Source organism: Rhodanobacter sp. FW106-PBR-R2A-1-15 (genome assembly GCF_058789735.1).
The window spans coordinates 15863-29725 of record NZ_JBYTEM010000024.1; the positions used below are offsets into that span (position 1 = coordinate 15863).

General features: G+C 67.9%; 14 protein-coding genes and 1 pseudogene. 7 read left to right on the top strand and 8 right to left on the bottom strand.

All coding sequences use genetic code 11. The features are described 5' to 3' along the window. Positions 1–10: 10 nt before the first annotated feature. From AC3WTD_RS12735 to AC3WTD_RS12745, 3 genes and pseudogenes are all read right to left on the bottom strand, one after another. Positions 11–295: pseudogene (locus tag AC3WTD_RS12735) on the bottom strand (DUF3761 domain-containing protein); the annotation flags it as partial. A 121-nt stretch (positions 296–416) separates the two neighbouring features. Continuing rightward, positions 417–2048 (bottom strand): alpha/beta hydrolase-fold protein, encoded by a 1632-nt coding sequence (locus AC3WTD_RS12740; protein WP_492613988.1) that lies wholly within the window; start codon positions 2046–2048, stop codon positions 417–419. Between the two features lie 70 nt (positions 2049–2118). Then, positions 2119–3792, bottom strand: coding sequence for a serine hydrolase (locus AC3WTD_RS12745; protein WP_492613989.1), 1674 nt, complete (start codon positions 3790–3792; stop codon positions 2119–2121). 141 nt (positions 3793–3933) lie between these two features. Here AC3WTD_RS12745 and AC3WTD_RS12750 point away from each other — a divergent pair, with 141 nt between their 5' ends. Then, positions 3934–4728, top strand: coding sequence for a phosphatase PAP2 family protein (locus tag AC3WTD_RS12750; RefSeq protein WP_492613990.1), 795 nt, complete (start codon positions 3934–3936; stop codon positions 4726–4728). Beyond that, positions 4725–5564: a DUF72 domain-containing protein gene (locus tag AC3WTD_RS12755; RefSeq protein ID WP_492613991.1), complete on the top strand. Its 840-nt coding sequence runs from the start codon at positions 4725–4727 to the stop codon at positions 5562–5564. Before AC3WTD_RS12750 ends, AC3WTD_RS12755 begins: the two co-directional genes overlap by 4 nt. 104 nt (positions 5565–5668) lie before the next feature. On the opposite strand, the gene AC3WTD_RS12760 is transcribed toward AC3WTD_RS12755, so the two are convergent. Further along, positions 5669–7075 carry a POT-type proton-dependent oligopeptide transporter gene (locus AC3WTD_RS12760; protein ID WP_492613992.1) on the bottom strand — a complete coding sequence of 469 codons (1407 nt, stop codon included), beginning with the start codon at positions 7073–7075 and terminating at the stop codon, positions 5669–5671. Positions 7076–7213: 138 nt separating this feature from the next. Between AC3WTD_RS12760 and AC3WTD_RS12765 the strand changes: the two genes are divergently transcribed. From AC3WTD_RS12765 to AC3WTD_RS12775, 3 genes are read left to right on the top strand one after another with little or no spacing between them, the layout of a single operon-like run. After that, a complete protein-coding gene (locus tag AC3WTD_RS12765) occupies positions 7214–7633 on the top strand; it encodes a ribonuclease domain-containing protein (protein ID WP_492613993.1) in 420 nt (139 codons plus the stop codon). Next, complete coding sequence (locus AC3WTD_RS12770) at positions 7630–8070, top strand: barstar family protein (protein ID WP_027493878.1); 441 nt, start codon at positions 7630–7632, stop codon at positions 8068–8070. The genes AC3WTD_RS12765 and AC3WTD_RS12770 overlap by 4 nt, the downstream gene beginning before the upstream one ends. Positions 8071–8090: 20 nt before the next feature. Next, positions 8091–8336 carry an RNA-binding S4 domain-containing protein gene (locus AC3WTD_RS12775; protein ID WP_027493879.1) on the top strand — a complete coding sequence of 82 codons (246 nt, stop codon included), beginning with the start codon at positions 8091–8093 and terminating at the stop codon, positions 8334–8336. 109 nt (positions 8337–8445) lie between these two features. Here the strand turns inward: AC3WTD_RS12775 and AC3WTD_RS12780 are convergent, their stop codons facing one another. Both AC3WTD_RS12780 and AC3WTD_RS12785 read right to left on the bottom strand, forming a co-directional pair. Further along, positions 8446–9261 (bottom strand): arylamine N-acetyltransferase family protein, encoded by an 816-nt coding sequence (locus AC3WTD_RS12780; RefSeq protein ID WP_492613994.1) that lies wholly within the window; start codon positions 9259–9261, stop codon positions 8446–8448. Then, on the bottom strand, positions 9245–9391 hold the full coding sequence (locus AC3WTD_RS12785; RefSeq protein ID WP_492613995.1) for a hypothetical protein: 147 nt from the start codon (positions 9389–9391) through the stop codon (positions 9245–9247). Before AC3WTD_RS12785 ends, AC3WTD_RS12780 begins: the two co-directional genes overlap by 17 nt. Here AC3WTD_RS12785 and msrA point away from each other — a divergent pair. Both msrA and AC3WTD_RS12795 read left to right on the top strand, forming a co-directional pair. After that, the gene (gene msrA / locus AC3WTD_RS12790) at positions 9390–10070 is read left to right on the top strand and encodes a peptide-methionine (S)-S-oxide reductase MsrA (RefSeq protein WP_492613996.1); all 681 of its coding nucleotides are present in this window, start codon (positions 9390–9392) and stop codon (positions 10068–10070) included. The genes AC3WTD_RS12785 and msrA overlap by 2 nt on opposite strands. 199 nt (positions 10071–10269) lie before the next feature. Then, positions 10270–12117 carry an ABC transporter ATP-binding protein gene (locus AC3WTD_RS12795; RefSeq protein ID WP_492613997.1) on the top strand — a complete coding sequence of 616 codons (1848 nt, stop codon included), beginning with the start codon at positions 10270–10272 and terminating at the stop codon, positions 12115–12117. A gap of 366 nt (positions 12118–12483) precedes the next feature. Here the strand turns inward: AC3WTD_RS12795 and AC3WTD_RS12800 are convergent, their stop codons facing one another. Both AC3WTD_RS12800 and AC3WTD_RS12805 read right to left on the bottom strand, forming a co-directional pair. Next, positions 12484–13554 carry a hypothetical protein gene (locus AC3WTD_RS12800; RefSeq protein ID WP_492613998.1) on the bottom strand — a complete coding sequence of 357 codons (1071 nt, stop codon included), beginning with the start codon at positions 13552–13554 and terminating at the stop codon, positions 12484–12486. A 163-nt stretch (positions 13555–13717) separates the two neighbouring features. Continuing rightward, positions 13718–13846: a hypothetical protein gene (locus tag AC3WTD_RS12805; RefSeq protein ID WP_255324866.1), complete on the bottom strand. Its 129-nt coding sequence runs from the start codon at positions 13844–13846 to the stop codon at positions 13718–13720. Positions 13847–13863: the final 17 nt, after the last annotated feature.

The window sequence follows — 13863 nt, forward strand, 5'->3', positions numbered from 1 at the left end:
ACCACTCCTTCACGCCCTTGTGCCCCTTGCAGGCGCCGCGCTTGGTGGCGGTGCTGGTGTAGCTGCCGTCCTTGCATTGACCGGTCGAACCGGACGGGGCGGATGCCTGTTGTGCATAGACAGCCGGCATCGCCAGCAGACAGGCCAGGGCGATGGCGGCAAGACTCGAAGATTTCATGCAGATTCCCTCCAGGGTGGGTACGCGACGACGCTCCCAAGCACCCGCTACCGCGGCACTTGCGGCATGACTATGCAGCGGAATCATGACGACGCAAACGTGATGGCGGCGTGGCATTCATCCGGCAGTCGGCTGCCTCGAACGAACTTGCGAAAACGCGCCATGCGCCCGGGAAAGGGAATGGCTGTGCGGTGGGGCCGGTCGGCAGGACCGCGCAGCGGCGCCGTGGCTAAAACCGCTAGGGTGCGGCCGCGGCGAGCTTCAGTTGCGTGCCCGGCCGGGCGACCGCGTACATCTCCCACGCCATCTGCTTGAGCAGCCCCTGACGATCCTTGCCCTGCACGTACAGGTCGGAGTGGGTGCGCTCCGGCAGGAAGCGGAAGTCCGACTGCGCACCCAGCGCGTCCAGCACCGCCTTGAGCCGGTGCGCGGCGCCGTCGAGGTAGAACGTGTCGGCGGTGCCCACCACCACGTGGATCTTGCCGTCCAGGTCCGCCTTCAGCCGCGGCCAGTTGGCCTGCACGAGATGGGCGATGTCGTAGTGCTCGCGCCAGTACGCCACCACCGCGGGATCGACCGCGCCGGTGTCGCGGTCGAACATCGGCAGCGGGCGGCCGTCCGCGCCGCGCGGCGAGAACACCCACTCGAACGAGGCCATCTGGCCGCCGTACGCACCCAGCACGCGCTCGAGCTTGGCGAATGCCTCGTAGTTGGCGATTACCTTGCCCTTGTCGCGTACCAGCGGGTAGGCCGAACCGTCCGGCTTGCGGTACACGTTCGCGTGCGGTGCGTACAGGTCGACGCCGGTGAAGTCGTGGAAGTCGCTGGGGTCGGGCGAGGTGGACCAGGTGCCGCCGAACACCGTCGGGTAGCGCGTCTGCAGCCACAGTGTGGCCCAGCCACCGGAGGAGTGGCCCTGCAGGAAGCGGCCGCTCGGCTTCGCGTCCATGCGCCAGGTTTTTTCCAGCTGCGGGATCAGCTCGGTGGTGAGCGCCGTGCCCCACGGGCCGTTGTTCACCGAGTCGGCGAACTCGTGCGTGCCGGTGGGGCTGGATTCGTCCAGGAACACCCAGATCATCGCCGGCATCTGCCGCTCGGCCATCGCGCCATAGACCATCGCGGCGCTGCCGGCGAGCGATGCCGTGCTACCGCCGTAGCCGTGGGTGGAATACACCACCGGCCAAGTCTGCTTCGCGTGCGGGTCGTAGCCCGGTGGCAGTACCACCCAGCCGCGCATGTGGATCGGGCGGCCCCAGAACGCGCTCAGCGCGGGGCTGACGAAGTCCAGCGGCTGCACGGCGCGGCGCGCCTCGTCGAGGTGCTTGCGGGTGGTCTCGCTGAAGTAGCGCACCGGCAGGTCCCACGGCTCGCGCGCGGGCAGCACGCGGTCCAGGCTCAGCGCGGGAACCGCCGCGGCAGGCAGGCGCACCTTCAGCACTGGGCTGACCAGGTCGCCGGCGCCGCGGCCGCCGTAGTTGTAGTCGTGATTGACGTCGAGCACCGCCTGCACGAAGTAGTCGCCGGGCGGCAACTGCGACCAGCCGGCGGGAAACGCCTCCGCATCCGCGTCGACCTCTACCCCCTGACCCGGCTCCAGTCGGCGCACCTCGCGCGCGGCCACCGAAGCCTGTACGGCGCCGAACGGGTTGGCGTCCACTTCGTCGACCTTGCCGTCCTTCGCCGCGGCGCTGGCTGCCTTGGCGTCAACGGCGAACAGCAGCAGGCGACCGGAGACCGGCGCGTGCTGCGCGCCGCCCAGCTCGACCCGGAACGGGCTGTGCGCCAGCGGCGCGGCATCGCGTGCCAGCGCCGCGCCGGCGCACAGGCCGCACGCCAGCAGTACGACGACCATCCGATGCATTCCACGCATGATCCTTCCCCTTGACTGATGGCGGTAATGACCCGCCGCAGCCGCCAGCGGCCGCGGCGCGTGGACGATCTCAGTCGGCTTCCGATGGCAGCGCGACCGGCGCCAGGCGCAGGTCCTGGAAGTCGAAGCTGAAGTCGGTCAACGGCGAGATCGGCTGCATGCGCACCTCGGTGATGCGGCCGTCCATGTCGAGGCTGAAGCTGACGAAGGCATCGGCGTTGAGCGAGCGGTCGTCCCAGCGCACCACGAAGGTGTCGTGCTGCCACGGCGTCATCGTACCGACCAGTTGCGCGGTCTTCGAGAAGCGCAGGCGCAGCTTGCCGTTCTCCTGGCCGACGATGACGTCGCCGTACCACGGGTCGCGGTAGCTGCCGACGTACTTCGCCAGCGGCAGCGACGGCTTGCTGTGCTTGTCGCGCGCCGCCTCGTGCTTGGCGAAGCTGTCGTCGGCCTTCGCCTCGGCCTGCTTCACCGCCTTGGCGTAGGCGGCCACCCAGTCGGTCTTGTGCTCCGGGTTGAGGTAGGCATCGAGCACGCGGAAGGTGACCGCGTTGAACGCAGCGCCGGATTCGGCATTGGTCAGCACCACCACGCCAAGCTTCAGCTCCGGCACCATGGTCACCCGCGAGACCATGCCCGGCCAGCCGCCGGTGTGCCACACCAGCTTCTTGCCGCGGTAGTCGGTCAGAAACCAGCTTTCGCCGTAGCCAGAGAAGTTCGGCACCAGCGGCGCCAGTTCCGGAACCGGCGGCTTGCCGATGCGGATCGGCGTGAGCATGCTCCACATCTCGCGGTGGCTGGCCTCGGAGAACAGCCGCGCCGGCTTGCCGTCGGCGCCCTTCGCCGGCAGCTCGCTGCCGGCCAGCTGCACGTTCATCCACTTCGCCAGATCATGCACGCTGGAGTAGATGCCGCCCGCGCCGGGGTCGTTGAGCCAGGCCATCGGCGGCACCGGCTTCAGGTCCTTGAAGTCGAACTTGGCGTGGCCGGTGGCCACGTCCATGCCGGGCTTCAGGCCCGTCATGTCGACCAGCGACTCGTCCATGCCGACCGGCTTGAACAGGTGCTCGCGCAGGTAGTCGGCGTAGCTCTGGCCGGAAGCCTGCTCGATCACCAGCGTGGCCACCGCGAACAGGATGTTGTCGTAGGCATAGCCGGCACGGAAGCCGTTCCTGATCGGCACGTTGGCGAGGCGCTCGACCACCTCCTTCGTGCTGTACGAGGTCGGCGGCCAGTACAACAGGTCGCCCGCGCCGAGGCTGAGGCCGCTGCGGTGCGCCAGCAGGTCGCGGATGCGCATCTCGTGGGTGACGTACGGGTCGGACATGCGGAACCACGACAGGTGGTCGACCACCCGGTCGTCCATCTTCAGCTTGCCCGCGCCCGCCAGCTGCTGCAGCGCGGCGGCGGTGAACGCCTTGGTGTTGGAGGCGATCGCGAACAGCGTGTTCGCGTCCACCGGCGCCGGCTTGCCGAGCTCGCGCAGGCCGAAGCCCTGTTCCATGACGACGTGGCCGTCCTTGACGATCGCCACCGCGATGCCCGGCACGTCGAACGCCTTGCGCGCGCCGTCCACGTAGGCGCCGAAGTCCTGCAGCTGCGCCGGCAGCAGCGGCCGCGCCGTGTCGCCGGTGGAGACCGGCGGCGGCATGCGCGCGGCCGGGACCTGCGCCACGGCGGCGTTGGCGGACACGAGCAGCGCGCAGCACAACGCCAGGCACAGGGAGAGGGGTCGCTGGGACATCAGGGGCTCCGCGGGTGACAGTCGCGCCACTATCGCGGCAAACCCCAGGCAAGGCCAGCGCTGGAAGTCACGGCTCGACGCCACGTGCGGCAACGCCGATCATGGCGCCCTCATGCCGGCCACGGCGAACCGAGGAACGCGATGGACCCGATGGTGGAATGGATCGCCGCCCATGCCCTGCGACTGTGGGCACTGCTGCTGTTGCTGGCCCTGCTGACCGGTGACCTCGTCTGGCGGTACAACGCACGCCGGCAGCGCCACGCGCTCGTCCGCGGCGATGAGCCGACCGTACTGCGCTGGCAGGTCGGGCTGATCCTGCTGCTGGCGCTGACCCTGCTGTTCCTCGCCATCGCCTCCGCGGTCGCCGGACAGCCGGCCGGTGAACTGGTGCGCTTCGACAGCAGCCTGGCCGAGGACCTGCACGCGCAGTTGCCGCTGCCGGTGTTGCGCGGCATCGCGGCGGTCACCCATCTGGGCGACCTGTGGTGGGTGGCATCGGCTGCTGCCGTGGTGGCCCTGTTCCTGCTGCTGCGCCGGCATGGGCGGCTGGCGGGGATCTGGGCGCTGGCCCTGCTCGGCATCCAGCCGATCAACGGCAGCCTCAAGGCGCTGTTCCGGCGGGTGCGGCCGCTGCACGACCACGGCTTCGTGGTCGAACCCGGCTGGAGTTTCCCCAGCGGTCACGCGTTCGGCGCCATCGTGTTCTACGGCATGCTCGCCTATGTGCTGCTGCGCCTGCTGCCGCCGCGCTTCCATCGTGCGGTGGTCGCCGCCGCGGTGCTGCTGGTCGGCGTGGTCGGGATCAGCCGCATCATGCTGCAGGTGCACTACTTCAGCGACGTGATGGGCGGCTATGCGGCGGGCGGGGCGTGGCTGGTGCTGTGCATCGGCGCCGCCGAACAGCTGCGCCGGCCGGCAACGGGGGTACGGCCATGAACGACCTGTTCGCTGCCGCCAGCCACGACGGCCCGCGCATCCGCGTCGGCATCGGCGGCTGGAACTACGCGCCGTGGCGCGACAATTTCTACCCGGCGAAACTGGTGCAACGGCGCGAGCTGGAATACGCCAGCCGCCAGCTACGCGCAATCGAGATCAACGGCACGTTCTACGGCGCGCAAAAACCGGCCACCTACGCGAAGTGGGCGGCGGAAACGCCGGCCGGTTTCGTCTTCTCGTTGAAGGCACCGCGCTACATCGCCGAAGGCAAGCGACTGGCCGACACCGGCAAGGGCGTCAGCGGCTTCGTGCACGGCGGGCTGGCCGAAATGGGCGACCGGCTGGGACCGATCCTGTGGCAGCTGCCGCCATCGCGCCCGTTCGACACCGACGACCTCGCCGCCTTCCTCGCCCTGCTGCCGCGCGAACTGGACGGCCGGGCGCTGCGCCACGTGCTGGAAGTGCGCCACCCCAGCTTCCTCGACCCGCGCTACGTGGAACTGGCGCGCATCCATCGCGTGCCGACCGTGTTCACCGACTCACCCGACTACCCTTCGCTGGCCGACCTCACCGGCGATTTCGCCTATGCGCGGCTGATGCGCAGCGAAGACGCCAACCCCGCCGGCTACGTGCCCGTCGAGCTGGACCGCTGGGCCGGCCATGCACGCGACTGGGCTGCGGGAAACGACATTGCCGCCCTGCCGCACGTGTCCGCGCTGCAGCCGCCGGCAGCGCCGCGCGACGTGTTCGTGTTCTTCATCAGCGCCGCCAAACACCGCAACCCGGCCGCGGCGATGGCGCTGCAGTCACGCATCGACGCCCCGCTCTCACCGTAGGAGCCCGCTGGCAGGCGATGCTCTTGGGGCCGGGATTCGGGATTGGTGATTCGGGATTCGCGAAAGCAGAGCATCGCCCGCCAGCGGGCTCCTACGGGTGATCGTCATGCCGATCGGTAGTGATCCATCTCGCGATAACGCCGCGCGTACAGCCCGAACGCCAGCGCGGCGAGCAGCGCGAACGCGGCGAAGAAGAACATCTGGAATGCGGTGACGCTGAGCCCCGTGCTGACAATGGAGCCCGTGACGGTTTCATTGCGCACCGCCGCGTTGGCCAGCAGCACCCACAGGTTGCCGACCGTGGTGGTGAGGTTCCAGAAGCTCATCACCACGCCCTTCATCGAGGCCGGTGCCTGGCTGTAGGCGATGCCGGCGGTCATCCGGCGCAGCGCGGTGGGCGGGTAGCCGGCGCGGCGTAGCAGCGGGTACAGCACCATGTTGTTGAACGGGATCAGCAGCATCACCAGCAGCGGGTTCAGCGCCTGCATCTGTGCCGGCCGGAACCAGGACGGCATCGCCATCTCGCCACCCTGGATCACCCAGGTCGAGGCCTTCTGGTCGAACAGCGAGAAGAACGGCGTGGTCAGCGCGAAGATCACCAGCACGCGCAGCACGTTGCGTGCGCCATCGACAGCAGCGTCCGGATGCACGCCGCTCGCGCGATCCATCTGCAGCCACGCGCCGCCGCCCACGCCGCCGATCAGCACCACCAGCGCGATGCAGGCAGCAATGACGAAGCCCAGCGAAGGCACCAGCGCGAACGACGCCAGCGCCGCCACCACCGCGGCCACCGCCAGCCACAGGCCGGGGCGCGCCTGACCCGGCCGCTGCGCCAGCAGCGCGGTGCGGATCACCCGCGAAAACGCATGTGGGTCCGGCGGCCCCGGTGGCACCATCACGTACTGCTTGCGGCCCAGCCAGAACACCACGGTGGCGACGAACATCAGGCCGCCGGGGATGCCGAACGCCACCGCTGCGCCGAAGTGGTGCAGGAACAGCGGCATCAGCAGCGAGGCGAAGAACGAGCCGAAGTTGATGATCCAGTAGAACGCGTCGAACACCATCTTCGCCAGGTGCTTGCTGGACTGGTCGAACTGGTCGCCCACGAACGATGCCACCAGCGGCTTGATGCCGCCCGCGCCCAGCGCGATCAGCCCCAGCCCGGCGAAAAAGCCCAGCCGGTTGTTCTCGAAGATCGCCAGGCAGGCGTGGCCGGCGCAGTACACCAGGCTCATCCACAGCACGGTGTTGTACTTGCCAAAGAAGCGATCGCTAAGCCAGCCGCCCAGCAGCGGGAAGAAGTACACGCCGATCACGAAGGTGTGGAACACGTCCTTCGCCGCCAGCGCGCGCTGCCCCTCGGGCAGGTACAGCAGCAGCGAGGTGATCAGGAACGGGGTGAGGATGTTGCGCATCCCGTAGAAGGAAAAACGCTCGCAGCCTTCGTTGCCGATGATGTAGGCGATCTGCCGCGGCAGGCGGCCCTCGGTGTGCTCGGGGGTATGACTCATCGCGATTCCAGGAACGGGGGCGGCGCAGACAGCGCGGCCACGGCGGCCGAGTGTGCGCAATTTCCTGCGATCGCGGAACCCCGGCCCGCGCAACGGCCCTGCTAAGCTCGCGCCGCCTCCCTTCGCTCACCTGCCTGCATGCGTTCGTTCAAGCCCCTGATCGTGCTGGTCGTCGTCCTCGCGGCGATCCTGTGGAAGCACTACACCGGCGTCCCGGCACCCGCCGCCGTGCCGGCAACGGCCGCGACCGCCGCTTCCGTCCCGGCCCTGCCCGCGGCCCCCGCCGCAGACGCGCTGCCGCCCGAGGCGCGCGACACGCTGGCGCTGATCGCCCGCGGCGGCCCCTTTCCGCATGCCCAGGACGGCGCCGTGTTCGGCAACTACGAAGGCCTGTTGCCGAAACAGTCGCGCGGCTACTACCACGAATACACGGTGGAAACGCCCGGCGCGCGCAACCGCGGCGCGCGGCGCATCATCACCGGCGGCACGCCGCCGGTGGTCTGGTACTACAGCGACGACCACTACCGCAGCTTCCGTCGCCTCGAGATGACCCAATGAATCCGCACGGTTTCGATCTGGACCTGACCAAGCCCGGCCTGAGCGGGGTGTATTTCGTCGGCGTCAACGATCTGGACCGCCTGGCGCGCGCCGCCACGCGCGATGAACTGCACGTATGCCGCACCGACCTCGCTGGCTGCCGCGACAAGAACGAACTGCTGCGCCGCCTCGCCGTCTCGCTGCAGCTGCCGGCCAGCTTCGGCCACAACTGGGACGCGCTGGCCGATTGCCTGCGCGACCTCGGCTGGCTGCCGGCGTGGGGCCACGTGCTGCTGTTCGACCATGCCGACGAACTGCGCCAGGCCGCCGCGGCCGACTACGACATCCTGCTCGGCATCCTCGACGACGCGGCCACCTTCGGCGCAGAACACGACCGCCCATGGTTCGCGTTCCTCGCACTGCCCGACAGCGCGTTCGACGAACGCCCCACCGCCTGACCCAACCACCCGGGACACCCATGCAAATCATCGACTTTGAACTGGAAGGCGACTACGTCGAACTGAACCTGCTGCTGAAGCTGGTCGGTCTGTGCGACAGCGGCGGCGCTGGCAAGGCGATCGTGGCCAGTGGCGCAGTGCGCGTGGACGGCGCGACCGAGCTGCGCAAGACCTGCAAGATCCGCGCAGGCCAGGTCGTGCGCATCGATGACGCCGAAATCCACGTGCTGGCCGACCCCAACCCGCACGACTCACGCTCCCGGTAGGAGCCCGCTCGCTCTTGGAGCCGAGATTCGGGATTCGAGATTCGGGATTCGCAAAAGCAGGGCATCGCCCGCAAGCGGCTCCTGCCCCTCTTTTCCCTGGTGATGCGGGTCAGTCCGGCAACTCGCCCAGCCGCTGATTCAGGCCAGCGTGCGGCGGCAGGCGTAGCAGGAATTCATGTTCCAGCACGTGGCGGATCTGGGCGACGTCAGCCAGCCGGTGCCGCTCGGGCTCCCGGCCCAGCCGGCGCACGGTGAACTCATGGTTGAGCAGGCTCAGGCGCCGGTCGGCGGTAGTACGCGCCGCGATCAGGTTGCGCGGAAAGCGCGAGGCCGGGTGCGTGGAGACGTAGTGGTTGGCCACCACGTAGTCGACCATCTCGCAGCGGCGCAGGTCGAATCGGTACAGCGTCAGCCACTGCCCACGCACGCATGACTGCATGCGCCATTCGCCATCGCGCTCGACCAGCCGGAACGGCTCGTGGCCGGTCGGCTGTTCCACGTCGGCCTGCAGCCGCAGTGCGCCGGTCAGCACCTGGTTGCCGAAACCGACGTCCGCCAGCCAGCTCGCTCCGTCCAGCTCGACGCGCAGCAGCATGTGGGTCTGCGCGGTGACCGCATCCTCCGGGTGCTGCCACAGCACCCGCGCGATCAGCCCGGATACGTCGAAGCCGATCGTGCGCAGTACCGCGGCGAACAGCAGGTTCTGCTCGAAGCAATAGCCGCCGCGGCCCTCGTGCACCAGCTTGCGTTCCAGCGCGGGCGTATCCAGCGGCACCGGCAGGCCCAGCAGCGGGGAGAAGCTCTCGAACGGGATCGCCGCCACATGCGCCACGGCCAGCCCGCGCAAGCTGGCCAGGTCGGCGGCCACGCTGCCGTGCCAGCCGATGCGCCGCAGGTAGGCATCCAGATCAATGGAACCGTGCATCCCTCAACTCCATGAAACCGATCAGCATGATGGTATCGGGCCAGCCGGCCCCGCACAGGTAACCAATGGCATGTGCCCGGCGAAGAACAGATACCGGCCACGCGGTGGCCATGCCGGCGAGGCGCAGCATGATCCGTCGCAGCACATTCCAGTCCGTGTCGCTGGCCGCCCTGCTGATGCTGGGCGCGAGCGCCTGCCAGCCGGTATCCGCCGCCAGCGGCGCGCTCCCGGCGCCGACCGTCGATACCCCGGAAACCGCCGCCCACGGCGAGCAGGTCGCGGTGCTGGCCGGCGGCTGCTTCTGGGGCGTCGAGGCGGTGTTCGAGCACGTCAGGGGCGTGAACGAGGTGATCGCCGGCTACTCCGGCGGCGACGCCGACACCGCACATTACGACGAGGTCAGCGCGGGCGACACCGGCCACGCCGAATCGGTGCAGGTGCATTTCGACCCGGCCCAGGTCAGTTACGGCACGCTGCTGCAGGTGTTCTTCTCGGTCGCACTCGACCCGACCGAGCGGAACCGGCAAGGCCCCGACGTGGGCAGCCAGTACCGCTCGGTGATCTTCTACGCCAACCCCGAGCAGCAGCGCATCGCCGGCGCCTATATCGCGCAGCTGACCGCGGCGAAAACCTTCCCGGCGCCGATCGTTACCCAGGTAGTGCCGCTGCGCGCGTTCTACCCGGCCGAGGCGTACCACCAGCATTACTTCCAGCGGCACCCGTACAACCCATACATCGTCATCAACGACGCGCCGAAAGTGGCGCAGCTGCGACAGCTGCTCCCCGAGCTATACCAGGTCTCTCTGTAGGAGCGCACCCCCGGATCGAGTCCGGGGCAGGCTCTGTGCGCGATGCTCTTCGTCACGTGACAAAAAGGCATCGCGCACGACCGAAGGAAGTCCCCTGTGGACAGGGTGCGTTCCTACACGTTCTGCCTTGCGTGAAGGGGCACGGCCCCCATCTCGGGAGTTCCGCGCAAGCTGCGCCCATGGCCTGACGACCTCCCACGTGCCGCCCCACCCTTTCCCCGAACCCGCTGGATCGAGCGAACTCACCCGCAGCTTCCTGGGCGTGTTCCGCTATAGCGGGCGCGCGCTGGAACTGGTGTGGAGCACCAGCCAACCACTGACCGTCGCGCTGGCGCTGCTGACCCTGGTCGCCGGCCTGCTGCCGGCCGGCGTGGCCTGGGTCGGCGCGCACATCGTCGATGCGGTGGTGAACGCCAGCCGTGCGTGGTCCGCCAGCGGCCAGGCAGGCTTGCGGCCGGTATACGAATGGGTGGCGCTGGAAGGCGTGCTGGTGGCGGCGCTGGCCGGCGCACAGCGCGGGCTTTCAATGTGCCAATCGCTGCTGCGCGCGCAACTGGGCCAGCGCGTCAACGTGATGATCCTGGAGAAGGCGCTCACGCTGGAACTGGCGCACTTCGAGGACTCCGAGTTCTACGACAAGCTCACCCGCGCCCGCCGCGAGGCATCCAGCCGGCCGCTGTCGCTGGTCACGCGCACGTTCGGGCTGGGCCAGAACGCGATCTCGCTGCTCAGCTACGGCAGCCTGCTGCTGCAGTTCTCGCCGTGGGCGGTGGCCGTGCTGCTGCTGGCCGGGCTGCCGGCGTTCTTCGCCGAAACGAAGTTCTCCGGCGACGCATTCCGGCTGTTCCGCTGGCGCTCGCCGGAAACGCGCATGCAGCTGTACCTGGAAACCGTGCTGGCACGCGAGGACCACGCCAAGGAAGTGAAGCTGTTCGGCCTCGGCCCGCTGCTGCTGGGCCGCTATCGTGGCATCTTCGACAAGCTCTACCGCGACGACCGCGACCTCACCGTGCGCCGCGAGAGCTGGGGCTTCGGGCTGGGCCTGCTAGGCACGCTCACGCTGTACGGCGCGTATGCGTGGATTGCCGCCAGCACCGTCGTCGCGCGCATCACGCTGGGTCAGATGACGATGTACCTGATGCTGTTCCGCCAGGGCCAGGCGGCGGTGTCGGCGATGCTGTCGGCGATCGGCGGCATGTACGAGGACAACCTGTACCTGTCCACCCTGTACGAATACCTGGAGACCCCGGTGCCGCCCGCCACCGGCATGGCGCAACGCGGCGCTAAGCCCGACGACGGCATCCGCTTCGAGCACGTCGGCTTCACCTATCCCGGCGCCGGCGAGCCGGCGCTGCACGACATCAACCTGCACATCCGTCCCGGCGAATCGCTGGCCCTGGTCGGCCAGAACGGTTCAGGCAAGACCACCCTGATCAAGCTGCTCACGCGACTGTACGCGCCGGACCGCGGCCGCATCCTGCTCGACGGCACCGACCTGCGCGAGTGGGACGAGGCCACCCTGCTGCAACGCATCGGGGTGATCTTCCAGGACTTCGCGCGCTACCAGATGCGCGTGGGCGAGAACGTGGGTGTCGGCGACGTCGGCCATTTCGAGGACGAAGCACGCTGGCGCGACGCCAGCGACAAGGGCATGGCCAGCGACTTCATCGACAGCCTGCCGGCCGGCTTTCACACGCAACTGGGCAAATGGTTCAACGACGGCCGCGAGCTGTCCGGCGGGCAGTGGCAGAAGATCGCGCTGGCCCGTGCCTTCATGCGCTCGCGTGCCGACATCCTGGTGCTGGACGAACCCACCGCCGCGATGGACGCGCAAGCCGAAGCCACCATCTTCGAACACTTCCGCGAACTCTCCGGCGGCCGCATCGCCATCCTGATCTCGCACCGCTTCTCCACCGTGCGCATGGCCGACCAGATCATCGTGATCCAGGACGGCCGCATCGTCGAACACGGCAACCACCAGCAGCTGATGGCGCTGGGCGGGCACTACGCGCAGCTGTTTTCGCTGCAGGCGCAGGGGTATCGGTGAGGCCGTGACGACCGCAGCAACCACCAGCAGCTGCTGGCCGGAAGACTCAACTTTGAAGTTCGGCACACTCGACGTCGAAGCCCGCCCCCCAGGAAAGGTCTGAACAAGCCGTCATCCCAGCGAAAGCCCGGACCCAGCGCCCAACTGTTTGAAGACGCTGGATTCCAGCTTTCGCTGGAATGACGAGCAAAGACCTGACCAGAACATCCCTGAAACGCCACGGATCAGCTACGCCGGTGCCGGATTCGCGTGAGCGAGTCCGGCCGTGCACGGGGCCCGCGATCGAAGAAAACCACAGATGTGGCTTTCTTCACCAGCTGCGGAACCAGGATCCTTCCGCAAGAAGAAGGCAGCCTACGGCATCGTTCAACGGCGACCTGCGGCATTGACCGGCACCATCACCATCGGCGAAGGCTTTTTCAGCGAGGCATCGGCGTCACCCGTCGCCATCGATACCATGCGGCCGCCGCTGACATAGTCGATCTCCCTCGTGCCTTCGCTGAACACCTTACGCGACTGTTCGATCCGATCAGTCGCGATCTGGCCGGCCAGATCAAGCTGCAGCATATGTGCAATCTCGGCACCGCTGGCCCGCATCGCGGTCTTCAGCGCATCACCCTGATTGGCTGCCCACGCATTTGCCAGATGCTGGGCGCGGGTATCGGCATCCCAGACTGGCAGGGCCGCCTGAGCCAGCCGCTGGCGATGCTCGACCTGCTCCTGGTTGATCTTCGTGCGCAGGCGGGCCGCTTCCGAGTCGCGCCGATTCGGCTCGGCGTTTGCCTTCGCAATGTCGTCATCGACGTGCAATGCGGAATAACGCTGATTCTCCTGCGTCACCATGCGTTGGCTGTCTTCAGCGGTTTTCTGCGGCGCCACCTGGCGCTCCGACTGATAAACCAGCACGTTCCGATAAACCGGTTGGTCCGGAGTTGCGCCGGCGTCCTGAATCGAAACAGTCGCGATCACTTGCAGTGCTGAAAAATCCGGTGTCATCGAATATGCGGTTTGCACCAGTAAACGACGGGCCGCAGAGGTCGGTCGGGTTGACGTCATCGTGTAATTGCCGAAATGCGTTGGTTGCAGGACCAGCGCCTGCTGCAACGAGTCGCCCAGCACCGACCTCGCATCAAACCCCTGCAGCGCCGTGCGCAACGGTTGCACGTGCGCCTCGGCGAAACGCTCCGCCTCCGCCTTCACTGCGGCATTCACGATCACCATGCCGAGTGCGCCCCCGGCTGCTGCTGCAAGGATCGGCACGCCAGGCCCCGGCACCACGCTGATGTTGGCGGCAGTAAAAGTATCCTGCGCAGCCAAGCTGTCCTGATCAATGACGTCAACCACCGGCAGCGGCTCCAGCGCCTGCAGTTGGGCCGAACTCGGCCGTATCACCTGCGCCTGCTGTGCACAGCCACCCACTCCCAATACCGCTGCCATGGCAACGGCCAACCTGCATCCTCGGCTCATGCTTTTCCCCTGATTCGATCTGATGACCAGATCACGCCATGCCCGAAGCGGCATGGCGAGCTGGCGAGCAACTCTAATCTCCCGTTCCGCGCAGCGACAAGCCGGCCGCAGGACCGCAATAAATTGCGCCATGTCACGACACGGAGCGATCGTTGACATCATCCAGGATCGATTCAAACACCGAGTCCGGTTCTTCGGCCGCGAACGCCGTCGGCATGGCGCATTCGCCCGCCAGCTTGACCCTGCCTGCCTGCCACCCCATGCTTCACCGTCTTTTCT

Coding starts and splice junctions, on each gene's coding strand:
- AC3WTD_RS12740 (WP_492613988.1), bottom strand. CDS start 2,048: ATGCGTGGAATGCATCGGATGGTCGTCGTACTGCTGGCGTGCGGCCTG.
- AC3WTD_RS12745 (WP_492613989.1), bottom strand. CDS start 3,792: ATGTCCCAGCGACCCCTCTCCCTGTGCCTGGCGTTGTGCTGCGCGCTG.
- AC3WTD_RS12750 (WP_492613990.1), top strand. CDS start 3,934: ATGGACCCGATGGTGGAATGGATCGCCGCCCATGCCCTGCGACTGTGG.
- AC3WTD_RS12755 (WP_492613991.1), top strand. CDS start 4,725: ATGAACGACCTGTTCGCTGCCGCCAGCCACGACGGCCCGCGCATCCGC.
- AC3WTD_RS12760 (WP_492613992.1), bottom strand. CDS start 7,075: ATGAGTCATACCCCCGAGCACACCGAGGGCCGCCTGCCGCGGCAGATC.
- AC3WTD_RS12765 (WP_492613993.1), top strand. CDS start 7,214: ATGCGTTCGTTCAAGCCCCTGATCGTGCTGGTCGTCGTCCTCGCGGCG.
- AC3WTD_RS12770 (WP_027493878.1), top strand. CDS start 7,630: ATGAATCCGCACGGTTTCGATCTGGACCTGACCAAGCCCGGCCTGAGC.
- AC3WTD_RS12775 (WP_027493879.1), top strand. CDS start 8,091: ATGCAAATCATCGACTTTGAACTGGAAGGCGACTACGTCGAACTGAAC.
- AC3WTD_RS12780 (WP_492613994.1), bottom strand. CDS start 9,261: ATGCACGGTTCCATTGATCTGGATGCCTACCTGCGGCGCATCGGCTGG.
- msrA (WP_492613996.1), top strand. CDS start 9,390: ATGATCCGTCGCAGCACATTCCAGTCCGTGTCGCTGGCCGCCCTGCTG.
- AC3WTD_RS12785 (WP_492613995.1), bottom strand. CDS start 9,391: ATGCTGCGCCTCGCCGGCATGGCCACCGCGTGGCCGGTATCTGTTCTT.
- AC3WTD_RS12800 (WP_492613998.1), bottom strand. CDS start 13,554: ATGGCAGCGGTATTGGGAGTGGGTGGCTGTGCACAGCAGGCGCAGGTG.
- AC3WTD_RS12805 (WP_255324866.1), bottom strand. CDS start 13,846: ATGGGGTGGCAGGCAGGCAGGGTCAAGCTGGCGGGCGAATGCGCCATG.